We start from the raw sequence: 25,778 nt of genomic DNA on the forward strand, positions 1-25,778 counted from the left end.
ATATAGGTAATTTATTTCTGAGTTTGCTTGGGGTGCCTCAGGCGCTTCTGTTCCAAACCGTTCCAGGCTTGACCCGTAGGCGACTCTGCGGCGCATCTCTGTCTCTGCCTGCTGTAGCAATGGAAAGCATGAGCTTCCATAGCAGTATTCCGTTGTCTCGTTCGCAGCTAGGCCGGGTTCCGAAAAAAACAAGAGAGGGAGGATTGAAGTGATGGTCTTTAGAGTAAGTAGGATGTGACCTTTGACGGTGGCTTTCATGCTAATTCCATTTGGCAGTTCGGGATAATGTGAGCGTCGCGGGTCTTTAGAAGCTTCGCCAATTGTGTCGGCGAGCGTCTCGATTTGAAGGAGTCACTCGGGCGACGGTATGGCGAAGCGTGATCTTGAATGGCTTGAGTTGGGGTGCCTTAGTCGGCTCTTTCAGCAAGGCCCGTAAAGATTAATCAGCATCGCGACGATAACGGATGTCGAGGTCATAGGCCGCTTGAGTGAGGTGCGCGAGCTGACTTTTGTTTACAACGACATCATCGGCAATGGCCAGGCGCTGCTCGCGCGTAGCTTGTGCGGAAATCATCTGGTCTGCCAACTTTGGCGTGGCACCGTCCCTCTGCATCAAACGCGCATGTTGCAGAGCAACCGGCATATCGATAACAAGAATGCGATTTAACCAGGGATATGCGTTTCTTCCGCCTGCTTCGGTCAGCAGGGGAATTTCGACGATCGTATAAGGGCCCAAGGCTTCTTTGGCGGCGCGCTGCAGCTCCGCACGGATGGCAGGATGTGTTATCGCTTCTAACACTTTCCGTTGGGCTGGATCGGCGAAGACGATCTGGCGCAGCGCCTGGCGGTCCAGTGTCCCATCCGGTAACAGGAGCCCGTGGCCGAAGTGCTCGGTAATGGCATCGAGGATAGGACCAGGTGCCACCACCTGCCGCGCAGCGACATCGGCATCGATCACCGGCACGCCCAGCTTCTCGAACTCGGTGGCCAGCGCGCTTTTCCCGGAGGCGATGCCACCGGTGAGGCCGACGATGAAGTCGCTCATCGTCGTGCTCCGGTCAACGCAGGCCTGCGAAGTGCAGGTAGCCGTCCACTAGATCATTGCCCCAGAAGAACACCACCCAGCCGGCGATGGCCAGATAGGGGCCGAACGGGATCGGCGTGGCGCGGTCGCGACCCTTGGCCGCCAGCCAGATCGAGCCGAGGATGGCGCCAACCAGCGAAGAGATCAGGATGATCGGCAGGATACCTTTCAGCCCGCACCAAGCACCGAGCGCAGCTAGCAGCTTGAAGTCGCCGTGGCCCATGCCTTCCTTGCCGGTGAGCTGCTTGAACAGCCACCACACCGTCCACAGCGACACATAACCAACCGCAGCGCCTAGAAGGGCAGGCTTGGCCGGCATATAGAGGTTATCCATCGAGCCGACCAACCCCAGCCACATCAACGGCAAGGTCAGCTGGTCCGGCAGCAGCTTGTGGCGCAGGTCGATGCCCGACATCGCCACCAAAAAGCAGCTCAGCACGATCGCGCCGAAGCCCTGCCAGCCGAAGCCGAAGCGCCAAACGCTGGCTACGCACAGGATGGATGTGAGCAACTCGACCAGCGGGTACTGAATGGAAATCGGCTTGCCGCTGTAACGCGACTTGCCGCGCAGCATCAACCAGCTGACGAGCGGAATGTTCTCCCACCACTTGAGCTTGTCGCCGGTGACCGGATCATGGGACGGCTCCACCACGATCCCCGGCGGTGGCGGCTCGTATAGCTCCGGTAGCTCCAGGATTTCGCGCGCATCGCGCCGCCACTGCCACTCCATGCGCTTGGGCAAGCGCAGGATCACCACGTTCAGGAAGCTGCCGATCAGCAGTCCCAGTCCGGCCGCGGCGGGAAAGCCGAGACCGGGATGCTGGTCGAGAAATGCCATTACGTCTTATCCAACCACTGCGCCGAGTTTGAAGATCGGAAGATACATGCCGATGACCATGCCGCCTACCACGGTGCCCAAGAAAACCATGATCAACGGCTCCATCAAGCTGCTAAGCGCGTCGACGGCATTGTTGACCTCCTGCTCGAAATACTCGGCGACCTTGAACAACATGGTGTCCAGAGCGCCGGCCTCTTCACCGATCGCCGTCATCTGCACCACCATGTGCGGGAACAGATTGACTTGCTTCATCGCCATGTTGACTGGGTAGCCTACGGAGACATCATCGCGCATTCTCATTACAGCTTCTTCGTAGACCTTGTTGCCCGTGGCGCCAGCCACAATGCCTAGCGCCTCAACCAGGGGAACGCCCGCCTTAAAGGTAACCGCTGTAGTGCGGGCAAACCGGGCGATCGAACTGTTATGCATGATCTGGCCAATAATTGGGAATTTCAGGATCAGCCTGTCCATCCCATGCTGCATGCGTGGCGAGCGTTTGTAAGCAAACATGAAGCCAAAAAAAGACCCTGCCGCAATCAACAGCAGTAGCCACCAGTAGGCCACCATGAAGCGTGAGGCGTTGACGATGATCTGGGTGAATGCAGGCAGTTCTGCGCCGAAACTTTTGAAGACTTCTTCAAACTGCGGTACCACAAAAATCAAGAGAATTGCACTCACAACAATGGCGACCGCTACAACCATTGCCGGATAAAAAAGTGCTTTCTTGATTTTGCCCTTCAGGGCTTCGATGTTTTCCTTGTAAGTCGCCACGGTATCCAACACTGTTTCCAGCACGCCTGCGCCTTCGCCTGCCCGGACCAGGTTGCGGTAGAGTTCGTCAAATTGGACAGGATGCTTGGAGATGGATTCGTGCAGCGAAGAGCCGCCCTCGATGTCGGACCTTATCTGGCCAACCATCTGTTTCATCCGTGGATTCTTATGGCCCTCACCAATGATCTCAAGTGAACTCACGATAGGGATGCCAGACTTCATCATGGTCGCCATCTGGCGACTGAAGAAGGAGATATCCTTGGAGCTGATTTTTTTCCCTGCAGCGCCGAAAAGAGGCTTCGGTTTAGCCTTGACGACACTGGGCGTAATTCCTTGGCGGCGGAGCTCTGCACGCAACATGTTCGCATTGCGGGCAGTCTGCTCTCCTTTCATCTTGACGCCACGCTTGTCCGTTCCTTCCCACACGAACGGTTGCTGTAGCGATGTGCTCCTGCTTACAGGCTGATTTTTGACGGCGTTACGGGCAACTGACATGTGGCATCCCCAGGTCCGGCCTTCCCCAGGCCTTCTTGCCGTAATGGTATCCGGTTTTGAGGAAGGTGCGTGCGGTCCGCCGTAAAGCTCAGGCTGCCTCAGGGGGCTGCCTTCTTGCGCAAAAGGTGACCCATAGCGTCACTTCGGGTAAGGCGTCTCATGCTGTGGCTTTGAGCTTCAAAGCTATGCCGCAGAAGGTCTTGCTGCTTGCGGACGCCCTTGGAGAGGCTGGATAAGAAAGTTGGCACGCTATCTGCTTATGCCTCTGTGCAGGACTTGCGGGGTGCTAGCGCAAGTTCAAGGCGCAATCTTACAAATCACCACTCTCTAGGGGACATACGCATGAAGAAGCAACAGGGCTTTACCTTGATCGAATTGATGATCGTCGTCGCGATCATTGCCATCCTGGCCGCGATCGCGCTGCCGGTGTACCGTGACTACACCTCCAAGGCCAAGATCGCCAATGCGGTTGCCAGCTTGGCTGGGGAGAAGATCAAGGTCGGCGAGAACTTTGGAGCGGGTAAAGCCACCACGGCTTTGTGTGACGGCGCGCTTACCGGCGTGTGCACTGCAACGACTACGGCCGTTACATTGGAAGGTAAGAACCAGACAACCGGCACCGCTGATACCACGGTTACTATCACTGCGACCCTTCCTACCGACTCTACTGGCCAGATCACCTGGGTTTGCGCAGTTAAGGATTCGCCGACCGCACGCTACAAGACCAAGAACTGCGATAACCTCGGCTAATTTCTAGTTTGTTAAGGCCCGGGTTATATGGCCCGGGCTTTTTTATTTACATAATTTATTGCCTTGTATCTTGCCGGTCGGCGCCTCAGATATGCGCTTCTTGCTGCAGTCGCTGCTTTCTGGAGCGATCGACGCACTCCCATTCGCCCAACCCGAATGAGTTGCAGAAGCGGTGATGCAAGGAATGCCCTGCTCGCACTGATATTTCAAAGCGCACGTGTTGATAGATTGTGTGATTAGACATGGTTGGTGCTGATGCCGAAAGTGTTTATGCTCTAGACATCACCACTTTTTTCTTCACCAATATTCAAGTAATTTATAATCGCATTTTTTTTTCAGATCCGCTGTTATGAATATACCGGAATCCTAAATGAATCAGAATTTGGTTGGCATCACCGGTATTGCGCGGCGTCTGGTTCAAGATGGCGTTATAGAGGAGTCTGTTGCCCGCTCAGCAATGGAGCAGGCGTCAACGGCAAAGATTCCTCTGCCGCAGTGGTTTTCCGACAAGAAGCTAGTTTCAGCGCCTCAACTCGCCGCTGCCAACGCAGTCGAGTTCGGCATGCCCTTGATGGACGTGTCTGTCTTCGATGCCAACCAGAACGCGGTCAAGCTGGTCAGTGAGGAGTTGCTCCAGAAGTACCAGGTGCTGCCGCTGTTCAAGCGCGGCAACCGGTTGTTCGTGGGGGTGAGCAACCCGACCCAGACCAGGGCGCTGGACGACATCAAGTTTCACACTAATCTGGTGGTCGAGCCGATTCTGGTCGATGAGGACCAGATCCGCCGGACGCTTGAGCAGTGGCAGGCCAGCAGTGCGTCGCTAGGTTCATCGCTCGGCAATGACGATGACGACATCGGTGACCTGGACGTGTCGTCCGGGGATGAGGACATGGGCGCCGGCGGGGATTCCGGGGTCGATGCCAAGGGTGACGACACGCCGGTGGTGAAGTTCGTCAACAAGGTGCTGGTGGATGCGATCAGGCGGGGAGCCTCCGACATCCATTTCGAGCCGTATGAAGACGACTATCGGGTGCGTTTGCGCATCGACGGCTTGCTGAAGAACGTGGCCAAGGCGCCGGTGAAGTTGAGTCAGCGCATCGCGGCGCGTCTGAAGGTGATGTCGCAGCTGGATATCGCGGAAAAGCGGGTGCCGCAGGACGGGCGCATCAAGCTCAACCTGTCCAAGACCAAGCAGATCGACTTCCGTGTGAGTACCTTGCCGACGCTGTTCGGCGAGAAGGTGGTGTTGCGTATTTTGGACGCCAGTGCCGCCAAGCTGGGTATCGAGAAGCTGGGCTACGAGGCGGATCAGCAGAAGCTGTTCCTGGATGCGATTCACAAGCCCTATGGCATGGTGCTGGTGACCGGGCCGACCGGCTCAGGCAAGACGGTGTCGTTGTATACGGCGCTAGGCATCCTCAACGACGAGACACGCAATATTTCCACGGCAGAGGATCCGGTCGAAATTCGCTTGCCGGGTGTCAATCAGGTGCAGCAGAACGTCAAGCGCGGCATGACGTTTGCAGCAGCGCTGCGATCGTTTCTTCGCCAGGATCCGGACATCATCATGGTCGGCGAAATTCGCGACCTGGAAACGGCCGAGATCGCGATCAAGGCGGCGCAGACCGGCCATATGGTGCTGTCGACGCTGCATACCAACGATGCGCCGCAGACCATCGCGCGTCTGATGAATATGGGCATTGCGCCGTACAACATCACCTCGTCGGTCACGCTGGTGATCGCGCAGCGTCTGGCGCGGCGGCTGTGCAACAACTGCAAGCGCAAGTCGACGCTGCCGGAGCATGCGCTGCAGGCGGAAGGCTTCACGCCCGAGCAGATCGCGAACATCGAGCTGTATGAGGCGGTGGGCTGCGATGAGTGTACCGAGGGGTACAAGGGTCGTACCGGTATCTATCAGGTCATGCCGATGACCGACGAGATCGGCGCGATCGTGCTGGAAGGCGGCAATGCGATGCAGATTGCCGAGGCCGCACAGAGGGTTGGCATCCGTGATCTGCGCCAGTCGGCGTTGATGAAGGCGTCGCATGGCGTGACCAGCCTGGCCGAGATCAATCGTGTGACGAAGGACTGAGTGAGTGGGGATTCGGGAGTCGTGATTGGGGATTCGCAAGAACCCCGATCTTCGCGGATAGCCCCAGATCTGCTTCTCTGCCTGAGTCAGGTGGCATTGAAGGCTTCGCGTCATGTGACCAGCCTGGTTGATTTTAGTCTGGTGACCAAGGACTGATTGAGCGGGAATTCGGGAGTCAGCATTAGGAATTCGCAGAAGCGCCAAGCGCTGCACGCCACCCGCTAACCGCTAACCGCTCAATGGGAGGCTAGATGCGAGCCCTAGATTGGTACCGGTGCTTGTGCTTGCCGGCAGTGAGGAAGCCCGCGCATTGTGTAACGACCCAGGCCGAGATCAACCTTATGGCCAAGGACCGAAAATCAGGTTGGGTAACTGGAGCAGCATGGGGCCTAGACGTTCCAGGCTTTCTGTCGTAGCCATCACTAGCAGCGATCAGGCTCGAATGCAGGGCTTGCGACGCTTCAGTCACCGCGACCTCGCCGGCAAGCATGATCGAAGCCGGCTGCACGCTTTTACGAATCCCGCTGCCAAATCCCAAATCCCGGCCTTTCAGCTACTCCATCCCCAACTTCTTCAGCTTATAGCGCAACGCACGAAACGTGATGCCCAGCTGCGCGGCTGTCTTGGTCTTGTTCCAGCGATTTTCTTCCAGTGCCTTCTGGATCGCGGCGCGCTCGAGTTGCTCGATGTAGGAGGGCAGGGCAGACGACGCGGGGTCGATATCGACCACGGCTTCGCGCGGTTCGACCGCTGCGCTGCCCGGCGTCGCGGCCAGACGGTGGCCGCCGTGAGCGGGTAGGCGCAGGTCGGTGGCACTGATCTGGTCGTCTTCGGCCAGGGCCAAGGCGCGCTCGAGGATGTTTTCCAGCTCGCGCACGTTGCCCGGAAAACCGTACGTGTCCAGCGCGTCCAGGGCCGACTGGGTCAGCAGCGGAATTGGCCGGCCGTGGCTGCGCGCCAGGCGCGCGATGATGGCGGCGGCCAGTTGCGGAAGGTCGCCGCTGCGCTCGCGCAGCGGCGGCACGCGCAGTTCGATCACGTTGATGCGGTAATACAAGTCGTGGCGGAAGCGGCCGTCGGAGACCAGGTCGCCGAGGTCCTTATGCGTGGCCGAGAGGATGCGCACATCCACCAGCGTTTCGCCGGAGGCGCCGACCGGGCGCACCGATTTTTCCTGGATCGCGCGCAGCAACTTGACCTGCATCTGCAGCGGCAGCTCGGCCACTTCGTCCAGGAACAGCGTGCCGCCGTGCGCGGCCTGGAACAGGCCGGGTTTGTCGGCATGCGCGCCGGTGAAGCTGCCCTTCTTGTGGCCGAAGAACTCGCTTTCCATCAGTTCGGCGGGAATGGCGCCGCAGTTCACCGGCACGAACGGGCCGGCGGCGCGGGCGCCTTGCTCGTGGATGGTGCGTGCGACCAGCTCCTTGCCCACGCCGGATTCGCCGACGATATACACCGGCGCCTGGCTGCGCGCGACCTTGCCGATGGTGGCGCGCAGGCTCTCCATCGCGGTCGAATCGCCGAGCAGGCGGCTGGCCTGTTCGGGTGGCGGCGCGGGCGGTGCAGGGCGGTCGCGGTTGTTCAATTCCAACGCGTGCTTGACCAGGCCGCGCAGCACACTGATGTCCACCGGTTTGCTGACGAAGTCGAAGGCGCCGGCCTTCAAGGCCTCCACCGCTAGATCCATGCTGCCGAACGCGGTGATCATGGCGACCGGCGTTTGCGGATAGTGCTTTGCGATTTCAGTGACCAGTTCGATGCCGTTGCCGTCAGGCAGCCGCATATCGGTCAGGCACAGGTCGTAGGGATTGCTGGCCAGCAGCTCGCGCGCCTCGGCCAGATTGGCGGCGGTGCTGATGCGCAGGCCCATGCGGCCCAGGGTGAGAACAAGCAACTCGCGGATATCACGCTCGTCATCGACAACCAGGGCACTTTTGGGTTCGCTCATGGTGCGCACGATAGCCCAGCGTGATGACAATCGACAATTACCTGCAACGATGGCGCGGCAGGGTTGCTCAACGGATCGGGCGGGACGCGGGCCAGAGGTGTCGGACGGCCATCAAGGCCTCGGCGCGCTTCCCGGGCACATGCGATCTGATTCACACGCGGCCCTTTGTTCGAGTGGCAGCTGCTTTTTCAGCCGTTTTCAAGCGTTTGATCATCGGCATGCTGTTCTCGAAAGCATCGCCCATAGACCAACTACAGTGTGGACGTCGCCGCACATCGGACGCATGCCCACGCGCAATACAGCAGCGGCGAACCAACGCTGCCCACACACGCAAGCGCGAAACGCCCGAATCGGCAAACTCACTTAGAGCGGCTCACAAAACATAGCGAGCACGTCAGCTGGGCGGCGCAGAAGGCGCGGAGGAAACGGTGCGTACGAGTCGTGATACATGCCGACTTCGAGCACCGGCCGCGTCTGCCTGGCGGGTGTACAGTCCTTCTGCTAGTTGCTCTTACCCTGCAAGTTATTAGGCCCCTGCAAGGCAATCCGGAAACACGCCCCACCACCGGGAACCGGTACATAGTCCAGTTGTGCCTGGTTGGCGCGGCAGAGCTCCTGGGCGATGTACAGGCCGAGCCCGGTGCCGTGTTCGGAGGTGGTGTAGAACGGGCGGAACAGTTGCGCGGCCACCGTCTCCGGGATGCCGGGGCCACGATCGACGACATCGATCACCGCCATGCGCTCCTGCCGCTCCACGCGCAGCTTCACCCGAGCCGGTTCGTCCATGACGCGGCCGTACTTGAGCGCGTTATGGACCAGGGCGGTGAGAATTTGATACAAGTGCTTGGGGTCGACCAGGGCGTGTACCGAGCTGCCCTGGATGCTCGCCTCCAGGATGTCGGTTTCCATCGACAGGGTCTGCCGGTATTCGACCACGAAGCGACGCACGAACGCGGCCAGATCCAGGTTTTCCGGGCTGGCGCGTTCGCGACGGGCCAGTCCGAGCACGCTTTCGACGATGCCGTTGGTGCGCTGGCACTGCTGATGGATGATCTGCAGCAGGCGGCGGTCGGCATCGCCGATGTCGGGGGATTCTTCCAGCAATTGCGAGGCGTAGCTGATCGCGGCCAGCGGGTTGCGGATCTCGTGGGCCAGGCTGGCCGAAAACCGCCCCATCGCCGACAAGGTCAGCGATTCGGCGCGGCGCGAAACGACCGTGGCATCGTCCAGAAACACCAGCACCAGGTCGCTGTCGGCGAGCAGGCGCACGAAGCGCGGCTGGACTTCCGGACGGTCGGCACCGAGTTGCAGCGGCGCTTCTTCCTGTCGCCAGCCGCTGCGCCAGCGCTGCAGCCTGCGTGCCAGTTCCGGGGTGAGCGCGGCCAGCGACAGATCCGCCGGCGCATTGCGTTGGTCGCCATCGCCAAGCAGTGCCAGTGCCGCTTCGTTGGCCAGGGTGATGCGGTTATGCGTGTCGACCACCAGCACGCCGGTGCGCATGCGCCGGATGATCAGCTCGTTGATCTCGTACAGATTGGCGACCTGCGCGCCGCGTTCTTCGGCCAGCACCTGGTTGCTGCGCGCGCGCGCGGCGATCTGCTGGCAGATGTAGGCCACCGCCACGTAGCTGGTGGCAAACATCGCCAGCTCGGCCAGCGGGCGGGTGGCGCCGCCTTCGAGCAGCGTCCATAGATATTCGAGCACGATGGCGATGCTGGCGAGTACCGCCACGCTCATGCCGTAGCGCAGCCGCAGCAGAATCGAGGCGGCGGCGACATTGAATAGCAGCATCATCGCGATGCCGGCGCTGGCGCCGGGCAGGGCGTGGGTGGCCAGGGTGGCGGCGAGGATGTCGGCCACCACCGCGCACAACACGGTGGCGGTCAGCCGGCGTTCGCTGCGGCCCCAGAACAACAGCGGGATGGCCATGCACAGGTAGCCGATCGCCACTCCGGCAGCCAGGCGCGGGTAGCGCGGTTCGGGAATGGCGTCGGACAGGGGACTGAACACCAATGCGGCGATCAGGCCGGCCACCAGCACCCGGTACAACGAAAAGAAGTACAGCTCGCGCTGCGGCGCGGACTGCACCCGGGCGATGAGCGATGCAATGGAGGTCAAGCCGATTCCCCGCCGTAACAAGCCGCGAGTATAGGCAGGTGCGGCCCTGGGCACAGCGCGTGCGCACATTGTCGGGCGGCGCGCAAGCGCGGCGATCGGACGGGCAATGCCGGCGAATTTTGCGCCGCACGGCGTGGTCGGCCACAATAGGCGGCCCGTTCGCGTCTTTCGACGTGCCGCCCCGGCGGTCTGCGTTGCACGCAGCGGTCGTTTCCTTTTCCCACGGTGACGCATGAATTTCCACGAATACCAGTCAAAACAGCTGCTTGCCGAGTACGGCATCCCCGTTCCGGCCGGCAAGGTCGCAGCGACCCCGGACGAAGCGGTTGAAGTCGCCAATTCCCTGGGCAAGGGCCCCTGGATGGTGAAAGCGCAGATCCACGCGGGCGGCCGCGGCAAGGCTGGCGGCGTCAAGTTCTGCAAGACCACCGACGATGTGAAGGCCGCAGCGGCCAAGATGCTCGGCACCAAGATGTCGACCTACCAGACCGCCGGCGTCGAGCTGCCGATCAACCTGGTGCTGGTGACCACCGCCGGCGAGATCGTCAAGGAGCTGTACCTGTCGATCCTGGTCGACCGCGGCACCAAGACCATCACCTACATCGCCTCGTCCGAAGGCGGCGTGGAGATCGAGCAGGTCGCTGCCGAAACGCCGGAGCTGATCCACTCGCTCAACGTCGATTTCGTCGAAGGCGTGCAGGGCTACCACGGTCGCGATTTCGGCTTCAAACTTGGCCTCAACGCCAAGCAGGCCGGCCAGTTCGCCAGCATCATGGTGAACCTGTACCGCCTGTTCAACGAAAAGGACCTGGCGCTGGTTGAAATCAACCCGCTGGCGATCCTGGACGACGGCAACCTGTACGCGCTGGACGGCAAGTTCGACAGCGACGACAACGCCGCATTCCGTCAGAAGCAGCTGATCGCCATGCGCGACAAGACGCAGGAAGACGAGACCGAAGTGACCGCTTCGGAGCTGGACATCAACTACGTCACCATGGACGGCAACATCGGTTGCATGGTCAACGGCGCAGGCCTGGCCATGGCCACCATGGACGTCATCAAGCTCAATGGCGGCGAGCCGGCGAACTTCCTGGACGTGGGCGGCGGTGCGAACAAGCAGCGCGTCATCGAGGCGTTCAAGCTGATCCTGTCCTCGGCCAAGGTCGAAGGCATCTTCGTCAACATCTTCGGCGGCATCGTCCGCTGCGACATGATTGCCGAAGGCATCATCGCTGCGGTCAAGGAAGTGGGCGTCAAGGTTCCGGTCGTGGTGCGCCTGGAAGGCACCAACGTGGAAGAAGGCAAGCAGCTGCTGCGCGACAGCGGCATGGCCATCATCCCGGCCGACAACATCAACGACGGTGCCAAGAAGGTCGTTGAAGCTGTCAAGAACGCCGCCTGATTCACGACACCGAAGGAACTATCCATGTCCGTTTTGATTAACAAGAACACCAAGGTGATCGTGCAGGGCTTCACCGGCCAGCAGGGCACCTTCCACGCCACTCAGATGATCGAGTACGGCACCCAGGTCGTCGGCGGCGTGACCCCCGGCAAGGGCGGTACCACGCATATCGATCTTCCGGTGTTCAACACCGTGGCCGACGCCGTGCAGAATACCGGCGCCGATGCGTCGGTGATCTACGTGCCGCCGCCGTATGCGGCCGATGCGATCCTGGAAGCGGCTGCGGCCGGCATCAAGGTCATCGTCTGCATCACCGAAGGCATTCCGGTGCTGGACATGCTGCGCGTCAAGAACGTGCTGACCCGCTCGCATCCGGACACCGTGCTGATCGGGCCGAACTGCCCCGGCGTGATCACCCCGGGCGAATGCAAGATCGGCATCATGCCGGGCCACATCCACAAGCCGGGCAAGATCGGCATCGTGTCGCGTTCAGGCACCTTGACCTATGAAGCGGTCAAGCAGACCACCGAAGTGGGCCTGGGCCAGAGCACCTGTATCGGTATCGGCGGCGACCCGATCAACGGCCTGAACTTCGTCGACTGCCTCAAGCTGTTCAACGAAGACCCGCAGACCGAAGGCATCATCATGGTCGGCGAGATCGGCGGCGACGCCGAGGAAGCCGGTGCCGAGTACATCAAGCAGTTCGTGAAGAAGCCGGTGGTCGGCTTCATCGCCGGTGCGTCGGCTCCGGCCGGCAAGCGCATGGGCCACGCCGGTGCGATCGCATCGGGCGGCAAGGGCACCGCCGAAGGCAAGTTCGCGGCGATGGAAGCCGCTGGCGTCAAGACCGTCCGTTCGCCGGGCGATCTGGGTGCGGCGATTGCTGCGCTGGTGAAGTAAGTACTCGCTGCGCGCTAGTCGGCGAGTTGAGAGAGGCCACCTTCGGGTGGCCTTTTTTTTATGGCTCGGTAGTGCTTCCCTCATCCGCCCTTCGGGCACCTTCTCCCGCATGCGGGAGAAGGGAGTGACGCAGGCAGTTGCGTGGCTGATAGATGGCAGGAGCAGGGGCAGGGGCAGGGGCAGGAGCAGGAGCAGGAGCAGGGGCAGGAGCAGCAGTTGCGGTTGCAGCAGCAGTTGCAGCGGAAGCGGACTGCTTTAGCTTCGTGCCTTGGATTTCCCCTCTCCCGCTTGCGGGAGAGGGGTAGGGGTGAGGGCAGCTTTCCCCTACACCCCAAATCGATCGCAACCGATAGCTGGCACCGGCAGTTCCATAACACGCTGTGATCTGACAAAAACCCGATGCATCCAATGCGCGCTGGCGAAAAAATCCGATTCGCGAAAATCTTGCGACGCGAGATGACCAACGCCGAGCGCGCGCTTTGGTACCGGCTGCGTGATCGGCGCTTGCTGGGCTTCAAGTTTCGCAGGCAGTGTCCGGTCGGGCCGTACATCGCCGATTTCGCCTGCCTGGACTGCGCATTGATCATCGAACTTGATGGCAGCCAGCATCTGAACGCCTGCTCCGATGCAGTACGCGACGCCTTCCTGCAGCGCGAGGGCTTCCAGCTGCTGCGCTTCTGGAATAATGCGGTGCTGGCGCGCACTGACGATGTGTGCAACGCGATTGCGCAAGGTTTGTGCGTTGCCCGTTCTTCTTCCCCTCCTCCCGGCGTTCGGTAGGAACCGCAAAAGGCTGCCGATATGTCCCAGATCCTCCGCATCGCCATGGCCCAGTTCGATTTTCCGGTTGGGGCGGTGGCAAAAAATACCGATCGCATCATCGACTTCATTGCCACGGCACGCGATGAGTTCGAGGCGGACATCGTGCTGTTTCCCGAACTGGCGATCAGCGGCTACCCGCCGGAAGATCTGCTGCTGCGTCCGGGGTTCTTGGCGCACTGCGAACAAGCACTGACGCGCATTGCGGCGAGTACGCGCGGCATCGTCGCCGTGGTCGGCTGGCCGCAAAGCGCCGGTAGCGTGGTCTACAACGCGGCTAGCGTGTTGCGCGATGGCCGCATCGAAGCGACCTACCGCAAGCGCGAACTGCCCAACTACGCGGTGTTCGACGAGCGTCGTTACTTCGATGTGGACCCGGATGGCGACAATTGCGTGGTCACGGTCAAGGGCGTGCAGGTGGGCGTCGTCATTTGCGAAGACCTGTGGTTCGCCGAGCCGCTGGCCAAAACCGTGCACGCCGGCGCCGAGCTGGTGCTGGTCCCCAATGCCTCGCCATACGAGCGCGGCAAGCACGCGCAGCGCGATGCGCTATTGGCCGAGCGCACGCGCGAAAGCGGGGCGGCGATTGCGTATCTCAACGTGGTCGGCGGCCAGGACGCGCTGGTGTTCGATGGCGCCTCGGTGGTGGCCGATGGCGACGGCACCGTGCATCCGGCCGCCGCCGCCTTTGTCGATCAATGGCTGGTGGTGGACTACGCCGCCGGCGAACGCCGCTTCACCCCGGTGGTCTGGGTGGACGATGGCGACGAGAGCATGGACGCGCTCGCCTGGCGCGCGGTGGTGCGTGGCCTGCAGGATTACTGCCGCAAGAACGGCTTCAGCAAGGTGTGGCTGGGCCTGTCCGGCGGCATCGATTCGGCGCTGGTGCTGGCGATGGCGGTCGATGCGCTGGGCGGCGATAACGTCACTGCGGTGCGGCTGCCGTCGCGCTACACCGCCGGTCTGTCCAACGATCTGGCCGAGGAGCAATGCCGCGCGATGGGCGTGAAGCTGGAAACCATCGCGATCGAGCCGGCCTTCGAAGGTTTGCTCGCCGCGCTGGGGCCGATGTTCGAAGGCACCCAACCGGATATCACCGAAGAGAATCTGCAGTCGCGCAGCCGTGGCGTGATCTTGATGGCGCTGTCCAACAAATTCGGCGGGTTGCTGCTGACCACTGGCAACAAGAGCGAATACGCAGTGGGCTACGCCACCATTTACGGCGACATGTGCGGTGGCTACGCGCCGCTGAAGGATCTCTACAAGACCGAAGTATTCGGCCTCGCGAAATGGCGCAATACCGTCGGCGGTGCGCCGGTCATTCCACCGGCGGTGATCTCGCGCCCGCCATCGGCCGAGCTGCGCGACAACCAGACCGACCAGGATTCGCTGCCGCCCTACGATGTGCTGGACGGCATCCTGTATCGCTATGTCGACCAGGAGCAGTCGCGCGACGAGATCGTTGCCGCCGGTTATGCGGCCGACACCGTCGAACACGTGCTGCGCCTGGTGCGGATCAACGAATGGAAGCGCCATCAGGCTGCGCCCGGGCCGAAGATCTCGCGACGCGCGTTCGGTCGCGAGCGGCGTTACCCGATCACCAACGGGTATTCCGGTCAGTAACCCGGCGCGTCGGCCATCGCTGCGGTGGCCGGCGGTTGCGCGAAGCGGGTGAGCAACTCAAGAGTCGGCTTGGGTCGCGTCAGGTCGTACATCAGGCCGAAATGGCCTTCTGCGCCCTGGATGGTGCTCTGGTCCAGCAACTCGTAGACATTGATCTCGGACACGACGTCGGCATAGTTGGCGCGCACGTTGCGCAGCAACTGCGCCAGGCTGTCGAAGCAGCCGCGGTCGCCTTCCGTGCCTCCGGTGGTGTTGCCGGTGTAGATCTCGGCGCAGTTCAGCTCGTTGAAGAACACCGGCGTGTTGTAGGTCTGCGCGGCGGTGCGTAGCTGGCCCAGGTACAAGTCCGTCCAGTAGCCGGCATCGTGGTGGAAGGCGTAGTAGTGGAAGCTGATGTGGTCGAAGTCGAAACCGGCGGCCTTGGCCTTGGCAAGAAACCACAGCGAGCCATTGCGGTCGCCTGGGCAACGCGCGTTGGCGCTGCGGTCGTCGCTGTTGCAGGCGGTGATGTTGATGGTGAAACGCAGGCCCGCGCCCAGTTCGTTGGAGGCCTGGCGCATCCCCAGATACATGGTGGTCATCGCGGCGATGCGGGCATCGGCTTCGGCGCGCACCAGGTCCTGTTCGTTGCCGATCTCCCAGACCTTGATGTCGGCCGCATAGCGACGTGCCAGTTGGTAACCGATCTCGCGCGACATCGGGTAGACCATCGGGCGTAGCGTGATGCCGTACTGACGCGCCAGTGGGACCAGCGCATCCAGCGTTGCGTAATCACGCGGATCCACATCGAAGCGGTAGCTGCGCAGATTGCGCGCGGCCAGCAGTTTGAAGCGTGCCTCGGCCTGGTTCATGGGGTAGCCGGGGCGATTGTCGTGGGCGTTGACGCCGTAGACGATCGGGGCCGCGATTGAGACCGTGCTCAGTGTTGCCAGCGACACCGCGAGCAAAAATAGGGCGATGAGACGAGACATGCGGCCTCCTTGGCTGGCGCCGGCGGGGAGTCGGATCTTCCTAAGAGCGGCTAACAAACCGTCCCGAGCAGTCGTCAGGTGGGTGTGGACGGCGCGGAGGAACCGGAGTGTATGCGCGTAGTACATGCCGACTCCGAGAACCGGCCGCGCCCGCCTGGCGATGAGCACAGTCGTTTTGTTAGCTGCTCTAAGGCTTGAGTATAGGCAGGCCAGCCCGCCGGTTCGGTGATCTGGCGCCGGTTACGGGACGCGCGCGGGCTTGCGATACGCCGGCACAGGGAGCGAGCACGCGCACACAGACGCGACCGCAGTGGGGAGCGCTCACTGCTACGGTGGTTTGCCGCACCGACCTCTCAGACATGAAAAAGGGGCCTTTCGGCCCCTTATGTATTCGGCAGTGACTGCAAGTCTCAGTCGCGGCTCATCTGTGCATTGCGCTGACCGGTCGCGGCGGACTTCTCGCCAGCAAACGGGTTGAGCTTGCGGATCGCCCAGGGGTACTTCGGCCAATTGCCGGTCAGCCACGGGTGCTGCGGGCTGTTGAGTTCGAGCACGCGTCGCGCGTCTGCGGCCAGGGTCTTGTTGCCCAGGTGTGTGTAGGCCTCCGCCAGCACGGCAACGGCGTCGTACTGATAGGCGCTCTGCGGGTAGGTTTCCAGCAGGTAGTTGGCGCGGCCGGCTGCGGACACCCAGGCGTTGCGGCGCAGGTAGTACAGCGCGTTATCCAGCTCGTGCTGGGCGAACACGTCGCGCAGCTCGATCATCCGCTTGCGCGCATCGGGCGCGTAGCGGCTGTTGGGATAGCGGTCGGTGACCGTATTGAAGTCGTTGTAGGCCTGCTGCGGCGACGACAGATCGCGGCGGCTTGGGTCCAGCGACCACACCCGGCGCAGGAACACCGTGTCGCGGTTGCTGTTGGCCAGCCCGCGCAGGTAGTACAGGTACGAGATGTTGCGGTGCGTGGGATAGGTCCGGATGAAGCGGTCTACGCTGGACACCGTGTCGTCGTGCTTGCCGGCCTTGTACTGGGCATAGGCGCTTTCGATCATCGCCTGCTCGGTGTACGGACCATACGGGTACTGAGCGATCAGGCGCTTGTAGCTGGCTTCGGCGCCAGCCCAGTTGCCTTTCTCCATCAGGCCGTGGCCTTTGCCATAGAGCTGCTCGACCGGCATGCCCTCATCGGGATTCTTGTCCTTGGCGCCGCGGTGGCAGCCGGTGACGACGAACGCCATGACCAGCATGAGGGCAATCAGGCGCGCAGGCGCGGAAAACGTGGACCGTCGGATCATGGGTCTGGGAAGGACGCGTCAGGAAAACGAAAGCGCGATGATAGCCTAGTGGCCTGTCCGGCGACTGACTCCTGCCTCCCGGACCCCTAAATTCCCGTTTTTGCCTGAGTGCCAGTGTCCATGTCCGACCCATCTGCCGACCCTATCGACCCGTCCATCCGTCAGGCCATCGTGCCCGATAACGCCGCAGGGCGCCGTTTCGACGCGGTGCTGGCCGAGCTGTTCCCCGAATTCTCGCGCTCGCGGCTGTCGGAATGGATCAAGTCCGGCGATGCGCTGCTGGATGGCGAAATGGCGCGTCCACGCGACACCTTGCGCGGCGGCGAGAGCGTGCAGCTGCAAGTGGTGCTGGAAACCCAGACCCATGCGGCCCCGCAGGACATCCCGCTGAACGTGTTGTACGAAGACGACCAGGTGCTGGTAATCGACAAGCCTGCCGGCCTGGTCGTACACCCAGGCGCGGGCAACCCGGACGGCACCCTGGTCAATGCGCTGCTGTTCCGCGACCCCGCGTTGTCGGCGGTGCCGCGTGCCGGCGTGGTGCATCGTCTGGACAAAGAAACCAGCGGCGTCATGGTGGTCGCGCGGACCGTGCAGGCGCAGACGGCGCTGGTGGAACAGCTGTCGGCGCGCGATGTGCATCGCCAGTATCTGGCGGTGGTGGTCGGTGCGCTGGTGTCCGGCGGCACCGCGAATGCGCCGATCGACCGCCATCCACGCGATCGCCTGAAGATGGCGGTGCGCGACGACGGCCGCGACGCGGTCACCCATTACCGTCTGCGTGAACGCTTCCGTGCGCATACCGCGCTGGAATGCCGCCTGGAAACCGGGCGCACCCATCAGATCCGCGTGCATATGGCGCATCTGAAGTCGCCGATCGTTGGCGACCCGCTGTACGGCGGCGCGCTCAAGCTGCCCAAGGGCGCCACCGACGAGCTGGTGCACGAGCTGCGCACCTTCAAGCGCCAGGCATTGCATGCCGAAACGCTGGAATTCCTGCATCCGGTCAGCGGCGAGCCGGTGCGCGCCACCGCACCGGTGCCGGCCGACCTGCAGCGGCTGATGACCGCGCTGCGCGAAGACAGCGCACGTGCCGCCGAGCTGGCGCGCCGCTGAAGTGACAGTGGCCGCGCCTTGCATCCTGCCGGCCGACTGGCCTGCGCCGCCACGCATCCAGGCGCTGACTACATTGCGCTATGGGCTGGGCGGCTCGCTGCCGCCGTTCGACACGCTCAATCTGGGCAACCGCAATAGCCCCGAGGGCGATGCGCCCGAGCAGGTGGAGCGCAACCGGGCACTGCTGGTCGAAGCGCTGGCGTTGCCAAGCGCGCCGCACTGGTTGCGGCAGGTGCACGGTGTGGAGGTGATGCGCGTCGACGCGCCGCCATTTGCATCCAATGCGCGGTCGGATGGCGCGGGCGATCTCGCGCCAGCTGCGTCTGAACCCATTGCCGATGCGGCTGTCACCGCCGTGCCTGGCGTGGTGCTGGCGATCCTCACTGCCGATTGCCTGCCCGTGGTGCTGGCGGCGGCCGATGGCAGCGAAGTGGCCGCCGCACATGCCGGTTGGCGCGGGTTGGCCGACGGCATGCTGGAGCGCAGCGTGGCCGCCATGCGTACGCCTGCGTCGCGGTTGATCGCATGGCTGGGACCGGCAGCAGGACCGCAGGCATATGAAATCGGGCAGGACGTCTTCGACGCCTTCGTTGCCGACGATGCGCAGGCGCAGGCCGCCTTCATCGCCACGCGCCCGGGGCATTGGCGGGTGGATCTGTATGCACTGGCGCGCCAGCGCTTGCAGCGTGCCGGCGTGCCGGCCAGCGCGATCCATGGCGGCGGGCTGTGCACCATTTCCGATCCGCAACGCTTCTTCTCGCACCGCCGCGACCGTCGCAGCGGACGCATGGCCACGCTGGCCTGGATCGCGCCCTGAACACGCCATTGTTCGCGCAGGTACTCGGCCAGGATGCATTCGCGCAGCTGCCCGCGCCGGTGCGCGCGCTGCACTCGGTGCAGCAGCGGCAGACCTTTGGCGGACGGGCGCAGATCCAGCGCGGCCGCCACGCCTTGGTGCCGTTACTGGCGTTGCTGAGCCGGTTGCCGCGCACTGGCGAGGTGGATGTCGAAGTGGAGTTTCTGGTCGATGCGCACGGCGAGCGTTGGCATCGGCGTTTTGCCGGGTTGCCGATGTATTCGCGGTTGTGGCGGCAGGGCGGCGCACTGCGCGAGCACCTGGGCGCGGTGCGCTTCGAATTCGCGCTGCGTGCCGATGCCGACGCGTTGTACTGGCAGGCCACGCGCGTGTGGGCATTCGGCTGGATCCCGCTGCCTGCGCGCTGGTTCGAGCAGGTGCGTTGCCGCGAGCATGCCGACGCTGGCCGCTATGGATTTTTCGTCGACGTGCACCTGCCGCTGGTCGGGCCGTTCATTCGCTACGAGGGTTGGCTTGCGCCAGGTTGAATCGCCGCAGGTTGATGCGCGCAGTGCGCCGGCAACCATCGTGTTCGATGGCGTGTGCCTGCTGTGCAATGGCTGGGTCACGTTGCTGCTGCGCCACGATCGACGTGGGCGTTATCGCTTTGCCGCGATGCAGGGGCACGCCGGGCGCGCGCTGTTGCAGCAGCACGGGCTGGATCCCGATGATCCGCTGTCGTTTTTGCTGGTGGACGACACCGGTGCATGGACCGACAGCGATGCGATCGTGCGCGTGCTGGCCGGTTTGGGTGGCGTTTGGCGCTTGTTTGCAGTGTTGCGCGTGGTCCCACGTGGCTTGCGCGACATCGGCTATCGCCTGATCGCGCGCAATCGCTATCGCTGGTTCGGGCGTACCGAGCACTGCATGCTGCCCACACCTGAGCAGCGTGCGCGGTTCCTGGATTAGCCCTCGCTGCCGCCAAGCCTGCTTGGCGTAGGAGCGCACCTGGGCGCGATGAGGCGTTACCGATAAAGCTTCGTCGCGCCCAGGTGCGCTCCTACGAAGATTGGTTCATCTGTGGGGTGGCGCTTCGATTTGGCGTGTTGTTTGTGGCTGCGCGTGCCGGATCGAGGATGGAAGACACGCTTGCTTTGCGTAGGAGCGCACCTGGGCGCGATGGGGCGTTACTAGTAATGCTTCGTCGCGCCCAGGTGCGCTCCTACGAAGATTTGCTCATCTGTGCGATGGCTCTTCGATTCGGTGTGTTGTCTGCGGCTGCGTGTGCCGGATCGAGGATGGAAAACACGCACGCTTGCTTGGCGTAGGAGCGCACCTGAGCGCGATGGGGCGTTACCAGTAATGCTTCGTCGCGCCCAGGTGCGCTCCTACGAAGATTGGCTCATCTGTGGGGTGGCGCTTCGATTCGGCGTGTTGTTTGCGGCTGCGCGTGCCGGATCGATAATTGCAGACACGCACTGTTGCTTGGCGTAGGAGCGCACCTGGGCGCGATGGGGCGTTACCGGTGATGCTTCGTCGCGCCCAGGTACGCTCCTACGATTTAGGCCGCCGCGTTTCCGAAACTTGCGCGCACGACGTTCGAGTTGCCACTGTGCGCAGGCTGCAGGCGGAAGATCGAGACGGCATCAGCCAGTTCCACCGCCTGTTCTTCCAGGCTACGTGCGGCGGCGGTGGCTTCTTCCACCAACGCGGCGTTGCGTTGGGTGACCTCATCCAGTTGTGCGACGGTGCGATTGACCTGTTCGATGCCGCTGGACTGCTCGGCGCTGGCAGAGGTGATCTCGCTCATGATGTCGGTGACGTGTTTGACCGAGCCGACGATCTCGCGCATGGTCGCGCCGGCACGATGCACCAGCCCCGAGCCCAGCTCCACCTTGTCGGTGGAGTCGGCGATCAGCGTTTTGATCTCTTTTGCGGCATCAGCCGAGCGCCGCGCTAGTGCGCGCACTTCGGAGGCGACGACCGCAAAACCGCGGCCCTGTTCGCCGGCACGTGCCGCTTCCACCGCGGCATTGAGCGCCAGGATATTGGTCTGAAACGCGATGCCGTCGATGACGCCGATGATCTCGCCGATCTTGCGCGAGGCGGTGCTGATCTGGCTCATGGTGGCGACCACATCGTCCATCACCTGGCCGCCGCTTTGCGCCACTTCACCGGTGCCCACCACCAGGCGGTTGGCCTGCAGCGCGCTGTCGGCATTCTGCTTCACGGTCGAGGTGAGTTCTTCCATCGAGCTTGCGGTTTCTTCCAGATTCGCCGCCTGCTGCTCGGTGCGTTCGGACAGATCGGTATTGCCGGCGGCGATTTCCACCGCTGCCTGGCGGATGGTGTCCGATGCGGTCTGGATGCCGCCGATGATTTCGGTCAGACGGGCGACGGTCTGGTTGGTGTCGTCGCGCAGACGCGCAAAGATGCCGTGCGCGTCGCCGTCCACGCGCTGGGTGAGGTCACCTTCGGCCATCGCGCTGATGACGCGTGCCAACGCAGCCAGGTGGGTTTCCACCGAGTCGTAGATGCGGTTGATGCCTTGCGCCAGCGACAGCAGCACGCCATCCATGCCGTCGACCTGCATGCGGCGACTGAAGTCGCCAGCCGATGCCGCATCGATGATCTGGATCAGCGCCTGCTCGGCGTTGACCTGCGCGGTGACGTCCATCCACTGCGCGATGGTGCCCAGCTTGGTGCCGTCGGCGGCGATGATCGGGCTGTATACGAAGTCGATCTGGCGCCCGAAGAACGGCGCGCGCACGGCCTTGGACGCGTTCAACGCGCGCATGCGGTCGATGGCGGCCTGGCTGTCCGGGTAGATGTCGCCGATGCTGCCGCCGACGAATCCTTCGGCATGGAAGCTGGGGCGGAAGCTCTGCACATCCGGCTCGATCAGCTTGAGCATCGCGAGCAGCTTGCGGTTGGCGAACAGCACCTGGCCGTCGTCGTCGGCGATGCGGATCATGGTGTCCAGATCGTCGAGTGCCTTGATCACGAACTGCCCGTGGCGCAGGCCTTGTTCCATCACGTCGATGCGGATGGCCAGCTTGTCCTGGGTCGCCTGCAACGTGCGCAGCAGCGGTGCCAGTTCACCGGAGGCGGTACGCGCGTCCAGGCGCTGAAAGCGGCCTTCGCCCAGCGCAGCGACGGCACTCACTGCCTGCTGCAGCTGCGCACTGTTGCGACGACGCGTCCACCACCACAGGCCGACGCTGGCCGCGCCGAGCACCAGCAGGGCCGGGAACAGCTTCGCGAACGCGCTACCGACGCCGCCGGGCACCAGCGTGGCTGCATAGAACGTCAGCAAGGCCAGCAGCGCGAGGTGTGCGGCAGCGGGCATCCATGCAGTCCAGGTGGTACGCGCAACGTTTGCATCCGCCGGTGGGCGGGAAACGGGTGCGGCATCGTGTGAAGGCAACATAGGCTGAGTCCGACTAGTGTTCTGGGAAAGGGGGAACGGTGTGCGGCAGGAGTGGGCTGCAATGGGGTATCGGCGGCCGAGCCCGAATCATGATGGTGTGAAAGGACCGTTTGTCGGAATGCGTGCTGCCGAACCCACAAAAAGCTGATGTGGTTGATTTGGAAGCGTTTTCAGTTGCGGTGCGTATGTTTTGAGCAGCTCGCGGCTGCCCGGAAGCGGTGTGCCTGGTTGTAAATTTGACGTGAATTTAGGCTGTTGTGAGGTCGCGCAATTTGGCGCTCCGATGGAATGCAGATGGGCGGTTTGCTTCTCTCAGATCTGGCAGCGGCGACTAGCGCGCTTTGCACTGTTGCCGGTAGTCCGACATCGCGCTGAAATCGGAGCGGGCACAAACCACCGCCATGGCAGTGCACCGGGCGTCGGGAAATCGCAGCAGGAGAACTTGAAAGGTAGCGACCCGAAGAACTTCGGAAAGACCTCACTCCGACACTGCTCGGTGCGATGCAGATGGCCCGTCGGTCAAACCGCAGTTCCGGCACACCTGTCATCGGCGGACGCAACACCGTGCAATTCAGGCGTGTTGCCGGAACCACGGATTCCGACCGCACACCACATGCTCCACCCTTCTGGGCAACGACGATCCACCCAATCGACAGGCCGCGCCCATAAAAAAACCGGCCGTCTCGCGACGGCCGGTCTGTTGTGTCACTGCCCAAAAGGGCTGGCGATTACTTCGCCGGCGCCGCTGGTGCAGCGTCCGGCAATGCCCAGGCGATGACGCTGTCGCCGGACTTGGTTTCCATGCGGTCGTGTCCACCCACGGCGGCCACGATGTACTGCTTGCCATCGATGGTGTAGCTCAGCGGGGCAGCCTGCGGGCCGGCCGGCACGCGCGTCTCCCAGACCTGCTTGCCGGTGCGGGTGTCGAAGCCGCGCATGAAGTCGTCCAGGGTTGCGCCGATGAAGGTCACGCCGCCGGCGGTGGCCAGCGAGCCGCTGTTGTTAGGCGTGCCGATCTCGAACTTGGTCTTGGACGGGATGCCCATCGGGCCCTGGTCGTAGCCGGTGCCGAGCGGACGGCGCCACAGCACCTGCTGCGTGCGCAGATCCACACCGGAGATGTAACCCCACGGCGGGGCGACGCACGGGGTGTTGAGCGGCGACATCCACGGCTCCTTGCGCGCGCCATAGGCCAGGCCCTTCTGCGCCATGTAGCCGGGGGTCTTGCTCTTGCCGTCGAACACCGACACGACGCCGAGTTCGTTCATTTTCTCGCGGGTATAGACCTGCAAGGTGTAGGGCAGGCGATTGCTGTTCATCACCATGATGCCGCGCTGCAGATCGACCGAGACGCCGCCCCAGTTGATGCCGCCGTGGTTGCCGGTGAATGCCAGCGAGCCTTGCAGCGTCGGCGGGGTGAACATGCCTTCGTAGCGCAGCTGCTTGAACTGGATACGGCAGGCGAGCTGATCGAACGGCGTCATGCCCCAGGCATCGGATTCGATGATGGTCTCAACCTCGCGGCTGGGCGCGCCCACGGTGTTGGGCATGCCCGGTGAGATCGGCTGGGTGGCAGCGGTCCAGTCGCCGTGGTCAGTGCCCTGCGGCACGGCCATCTGCTTGACCGGCATCAACGGCGCGCCGGTGGCGCGGTCCAGCACGAACACCTGGCCGGACTTGGTGGCCTGGATCACCGCAGGACGCGTGCCGCCGCCGGCGACCGGCCAATCGACCAGGTTCGGCTGCGGGCCGATGTCGTAGTCCCACAGGTCGTGGTTGACGGTACGGAAATGCCAGCGCTCCTTGCCGGTGGCTGCGTCCACGGCAACCAACGAGGCGGTGTATTCCTCATCCTGCGGTGTACGGCCCTTGCCGAAGAAGTCGCCGGACGCATTGCCGGTGGGCAGATACACCAGGCCCAACTCATCGTCGGCCGCCATCAGCGACCACACGTTCGGGGTCGAACGCGTGTAGGTCTGGCCAGCGGGCGGTTCGGCGGTGATCGCCGGGTTGCCCAGATCCCAGGCCCAGCGCAGCTGGCCGGTGAGGGCATCGAAGCCGCGCACCACGCCCGACGGCGCATCGCCTTCCTGGCCGTCACGCACCTGGCCGGTCGGCTGGATCACCACGCCGCGCATCACCACCGGCGGCGAGGTCGGGCCGACGAAGCCCGGCTTGGTGTTGCCGGTGCCGGCATTGAGGTCCACATAGCCGTTGTTGCCGAAGCTGGTGCACAACTTGCCGGTCTGCGCGTCCAGCGCGCCGAGGCGACCATCGACCATCGGCCAGAAGATTCGCGTCGGGCAGTCGGCAGTGCCTTCCGGCGCCTGGTAGTACGACACGCCACGGCAGGTGGTGGCGGCCACACCGGCCATCGCCTTGGGGTTGGTCTGCGGGTCGAAGCGCCAGCGCTCCTTGCCGTTGGCCGCTTCCACCGCGATCACCTTCTGGGTCGGGGTGCAGATGTACAGCAGGTCGCCGATCTTGAGCGGGGTGTTCTGGAAGGCGTAGCCCAGCTTGGAGCCGGCCGGCTTCAGATCGCCGGTATGGAATTCCCAGGCCACCTTGAGGTTCTTCACGTTGTCCGGAGTGATCTGCGCGCCGGGGGTGTAGTGATTGGACAGGTTGGAACCGGCATACGCGGTCCAGTTGCTGGCGTCGTGATTGGCAGCGACATTGCCGTCCGGGCTGGGCACGCTGCCGCGACTGAAGGCGGTGGCGTTGTCGGTCGGCTGCTTTGATGCGTCAGCCAGTTCCACATTGCGCGGCATAAACAGCGGCCACAGAATCAGCGCTGCGCCCAGGATCGGCAGCACGCCGGTCACCACGACATAGCCGGCACCGGACAACGGCTGCATGCGCCGACGCGCCACGCCCCAGAACGGCAGCAGTACCAAGCCCAGCACCGACATCCAGGCCAGACGCGGGACCAGGCCCCAGCCATCCAGACCCACTTCCCACAGCGCCCACGCGATGGTGGCGGCCAGCGTGGCGCCAAACAGCCATAGGCCGGCACGCTTGCCCAGCGCCAGCAACACGCCGGCCAGCAGCAGCGCAATGCCCGCGAGCAGGTAGTACCAGGAACCGCCGACAGCGACCAGACGGCCGCCTTCATAGGCGAGCACCGCACCGAGCACGGCGATCACCACTGCATAGGCCACCAGCAACCAGGTGCCTAGCCCACGTTTTGAGGATTGATCAGTCATTTTGAGATATCAGGAAGGACTTGGGCGGCATGCACCGGCGACAAGTCGTGGAGGGAGAGAGGTCACCCGTTGGCAAAGGTTGCCGGCGACCTTGGATATGAACGCGCAGCCCCTCCCAGGGTCCTCA

At 63.0% G+C, this 25,778-nt stretch carries 19 protein-coding genes and 2 other RNA genes; 10 read left to right on the plus strand and 11 right to left on the minus strand.

The genetic code is table 11. From position 1 onward, the window contains the following. Positions 1-439 precede the first annotated feature (439 nt). Genes coaE through RQH86_RS09495 form a run of 3 tightly spaced genes read right to left on the minus strand, consistent with a single transcriptional unit; the run spans position 440 to position 3,188 of the window. On the minus strand, positions 440-1,045 hold the full coding sequence (gene coaE, locus RQH86_RS09485; protein ID WP_311238930.1) for a dephospho-CoA kinase: 606 nt from the start codon (positions 1,043-1,045) through the stop codon (positions 440-442). A 13-nt stretch (positions 1,046-1,058) separates the two neighbouring features. Further along, positions 1,059-1,922, minus strand: coding sequence for an A24 family peptidase (locus tag RQH86_RS09490; RefSeq protein WP_055848873.1), 864 nt, complete (start codon positions 1,920-1,922; stop codon positions 1,059-1,061). Positions 1,923-1,928: 6 nt separating this feature from the next. Then, positions 1,929-3,188 (minus strand): type II secretion system F family protein, encoded by a 1,260-nt coding sequence (locus tag RQH86_RS09495; RefSeq protein WP_311238931.1) that lies wholly within the window; start codon positions 3,186-3,188, stop codon positions 1,929-1,931. 342 nt (positions 3,189-3,530) lie between these two features. Between RQH86_RS09495 and RQH86_RS09500 the strand changes: the two genes are divergently transcribed. Both RQH86_RS09500 and pilB read left to right on the plus strand, forming a co-directional pair. Continuing rightward, positions 3,531-3,938: a prepilin-type N-terminal cleavage/methylation domain-containing protein gene (locus RQH86_RS09500; RefSeq protein ID WP_311238932.1), complete on the plus strand. Its 408-nt coding sequence runs from the start codon at positions 3,531-3,533 to the stop codon at positions 3,936-3,938. 370 nt (positions 3,939-4,308) lie between these two features. Further along, on the plus strand, positions 4,309-6,030 hold the full coding sequence (pilB, locus tag RQH86_RS09505; protein WP_311238933.1) for a type IV-A pilus assembly ATPase PilB: 1,722 nt from the start codon (positions 4,309-4,311) through the stop codon (positions 6,028-6,030). Between the two features lie 553 nt (positions 6,031-6,583). Here pilB and RQH86_RS09510 read toward each other — a convergent pair. The 3 genes from RQH86_RS09510 to RQH86_RS09520 form a co-directional block, all read right to left on the minus strand. Further along, on the minus strand, positions 6,584-7,978 hold the full coding sequence (locus tag RQH86_RS09510) for a sigma-54 dependent transcriptional regulator (RefSeq protein ID WP_161964720.1): 1,395 nt from the start codon (positions 7,976-7,978) through the stop codon (positions 6,584-6,586). 370 nt (positions 7,979-8,348) lie between these two features. After that, positions 8,349-8,428, minus strand: a non-coding RNA gene (locus tag RQH86_RS09515) — sX9 sRNA. A 51-nt stretch (positions 8,429-8,479) separates the two neighbouring features. After that, on the minus strand, positions 8,480-10,096 hold the full coding sequence (locus RQH86_RS09520) for a HAMP domain-containing sensor histidine kinase (protein WP_055848891.1): 1,617 nt from the start codon (positions 10,094-10,096) through the stop codon (positions 8,480-8,482). 232 nt (positions 10,097-10,328) lie between these two features. Between RQH86_RS09520 and sucC the strand changes: the two genes are divergently transcribed. The 4 genes from sucC to RQH86_RS09540 all read left to right on the plus strand — a co-directional run bounded on the left by sucC (position 10,329) and on the right by RQH86_RS09540 (position 14,840). Next, a complete protein-coding gene (gene sucC / locus RQH86_RS09525; protein ID WP_055848894.1) occupies positions 10,329-11,498 on the plus strand; it encodes an ADP-forming succinate--CoA ligase subunit beta in 1,170 nt (389 codons plus the stop codon). Between the two features lie 24 nt (positions 11,499-11,522). Next, positions 11,523-12,398 (plus strand): succinate--CoA ligase subunit alpha, encoded by an 876-nt coding sequence (sucD, locus tag RQH86_RS09530; protein WP_055848897.1) that lies wholly within the window; start codon positions 11,523-11,525, stop codon positions 12,396-12,398. Between the two features lie 408 nt (positions 12,399-12,806). After that, a complete protein-coding gene (locus RQH86_RS09535; protein ID WP_311238934.1) occupies positions 12,807-13,178 on the plus strand; it encodes a DUF559 domain-containing protein in 372 nt (123 codons plus the stop codon). Between the two features lie 21 nt (positions 13,179-13,199). Continuing rightward, on the plus strand, positions 13,200-14,840 hold the full coding sequence (locus tag RQH86_RS09540; protein WP_115528729.1) for an NAD+ synthase: 1,641 nt from the start codon (positions 13,200-13,202) through the stop codon (positions 14,838-14,840). Here the strand turns inward: RQH86_RS09540 and RQH86_RS09545 are convergent. From RQH86_RS09545 to RQH86_RS09555, 3 genes are all read right to left on the minus strand, one after another. Continuing rightward, positions 14,834-15,811, minus strand: a complete 978-nt coding sequence (locus RQH86_RS09545; RefSeq protein WP_311238935.1) for a hypothetical protein — start codon at positions 15,809-15,811, stop codon at positions 14,834-14,836. The genes RQH86_RS09540 and RQH86_RS09545 overlap by 7 nt on opposite strands. A gap of 48 nt (positions 15,812-15,859) precedes the next feature. Beyond that, positions 15,860-15,937, minus strand: a non-coding RNA gene (locus RQH86_RS09550) — sX9 sRNA. A 284-nt stretch (positions 15,938-16,221) separates the two neighbouring features. Continuing rightward, the gene (locus RQH86_RS09555; protein ID WP_055848912.1) at positions 16,222-17,103 is read right to left on the minus strand and encodes an outer membrane protein assembly factor BamD; all 882 of its coding nucleotides are present in this window, start codon (positions 17,101-17,103) and stop codon (positions 16,222-16,224) included. A gap of 120 nt (positions 17,104-17,223) precedes the next feature. Here RQH86_RS09555 and rluD point away from each other — a divergent pair, with 120 nt between their 5' ends. Genes rluD through RQH86_RS09575 form a run of 4 tightly spaced genes read left to right on the plus strand, consistent with a single transcriptional unit; the run spans position 17,224 to position 19,984 of the window. Continuing rightward, a complete protein-coding gene (gene rluD / locus RQH86_RS09560) occupies positions 17,224-18,219 on the plus strand; it encodes a 23S rRNA pseudouridine(1911/1915/1917) synthase RluD (RefSeq protein WP_055848915.1) in 996 nt (331 codons plus the stop codon). A 1-nt stretch (position 18,220) separates the two neighbouring features. Further along, positions 18,221-19,036: a peptidoglycan editing factor PgeF gene (gene pgeF / locus RQH86_RS09565; protein WP_311238936.1), complete on the plus strand. Its 816-nt coding sequence runs from the start codon at positions 18,221-18,223 to the stop codon at positions 19,034-19,036. Next, positions 19,033-19,563: a DUF4166 domain-containing protein gene (locus tag RQH86_RS09570; RefSeq protein WP_055850321.1), complete on the plus strand. Its 531-nt coding sequence runs from the start codon at positions 19,033-19,035 to the stop codon at positions 19,561-19,563. Before pgeF ends, RQH86_RS09570 begins: the two co-directional genes overlap by 4 nt. Further along, positions 19,550-19,984, plus strand: coding sequence for a thiol-disulfide oxidoreductase DCC family protein (locus RQH86_RS09575; RefSeq protein WP_238155985.1), 435 nt, complete (start codon positions 19,550-19,552; stop codon positions 19,982-19,984). Before RQH86_RS09570 ends, RQH86_RS09575 begins: the two co-directional genes overlap by 14 nt. Before the next feature lie 592 nt (positions 19,985-20,576). Here RQH86_RS09575 and RQH86_RS09580 read toward each other — a convergent pair. Then, a complete protein-coding gene (locus tag RQH86_RS09580) occupies positions 20,577-22,445 on the minus strand; it encodes a methyl-accepting chemotaxis protein (RefSeq protein WP_115554422.1) in 1,869 nt (622 codons plus the stop codon). Between the two features lie 728 nt (positions 22,446-23,173). Next, entirely contained in the window at positions 23,174-25,612 is a 2,439-nt protein-coding gene (locus tag RQH86_RS09585) for a membrane-bound PQQ-dependent dehydrogenase, glucose/quinate/shikimate family (protein WP_311239623.1), read from the minus strand. Positions 25,613-25,778: the final 166 nt, after the last annotated feature.

The sequence above is a fragment of the Xanthomonas sp. WCS2018Noco2-27 genome, from assembly GCF_031843525.1.
Classification (GTDB): Bacteria; Pseudomonadota; Gammaproteobacteria; order Xanthomonadales; family Xanthomonadaceae; genus Xanthomonas.

What these genes read in the sequence shown, in the direction of transcription:
- RQH86_RS09535 (WP_311238934.1), top strand. Translation starts at nt 12,807, where the DNA reads ATGCGCGCTGGCGAAAAAATCCGATTCGCGAAAATCTTGCGACGCGAG.
- RQH86_RS09500 (WP_311238932.1), top strand. Translation starts at nt 3,531, where the DNA reads ATGAAGAAGCAACAGGGCTTTACCTTGATCGAATTGATGATCGTCGTC.
- RQH86_RS09510 (WP_161964720.1), bottom strand. Translation starts at nt 7,978, where the DNA reads ATGAGCGAACCCAAAAGTGCCCTGGTTGTCGATGACGAGCGTGATATC.
- RQH86_RS09495 (WP_311238931.1), bottom strand. Translation starts at nt 3,188, where the DNA reads ATGTCAGTTGCCCGTAACGCCGTCAAAAATCAGCCTGTAAGCAGGAGC.
- sucD (WP_055848897.1), top strand. Translation starts at nt 11,523, where the DNA reads ATGTCCGTTTTGATTAACAAGAACACCAAGGTGATCGTGCAGGGCTTC.
- sucC (WP_055848894.1), top strand. Translation starts at nt 10,329, where the DNA reads ATGAATTTCCACGAATACCAGTCAAAACAGCTGCTTGCCGAGTACGGC.
- rluD (WP_055848915.1), top strand. Translation starts at nt 17,224, where the DNA reads ATGTCCGACCCATCTGCCGACCCTATCGACCCGTCCATCCGTCAGGCC.
- RQH86_RS09555 (WP_055848912.1), bottom strand. Translation starts at nt 17,103, where the DNA reads ATGATCCGACGGTCCACGTTTTCCGCGCCTGCGCGCCTGATTGCCCTC.
- RQH86_RS09580 (WP_115554422.1), bottom strand. Translation starts at nt 22,445, where the DNA reads ATGTTGCCTTCACACGATGCCGCACCCGTTTCCCGCCCACCGGCGGAT.
- RQH86_RS09490 (WP_055848873.1), bottom strand. Translation starts at nt 1,922, where the DNA reads ATGGCATTTCTCGACCAGCATCCCGGTCTCGGCTTTCCCGCCGCGGCC.
- RQH86_RS09540 (WP_115528729.1), top strand. Translation starts at nt 13,200, where the DNA reads ATGTCCCAGATCCTCCGCATCGCCATGGCCCAGTTCGATTTTCCGGTT.
- pilB (WP_311238933.1), top strand. Translation starts at nt 4,309, where the DNA reads ATGAATCAGAATTTGGTTGGCATCACCGGTATTGCGCGGCGTCTGGTT.
- coaE (WP_311238930.1), bottom strand. Translation starts at nt 1,045, where the DNA reads ATGAGCGACTTCATCGTCGGCCTCACCGGTGGCATCGCCTCCGGGAAA.
- RQH86_RS09545 (WP_311238935.1), bottom strand. Translation starts at nt 15,811, where the DNA reads ATGTCTCGTCTCATCGCCCTATTTTTGCTCGCGGTGTCGCTGGCAACA.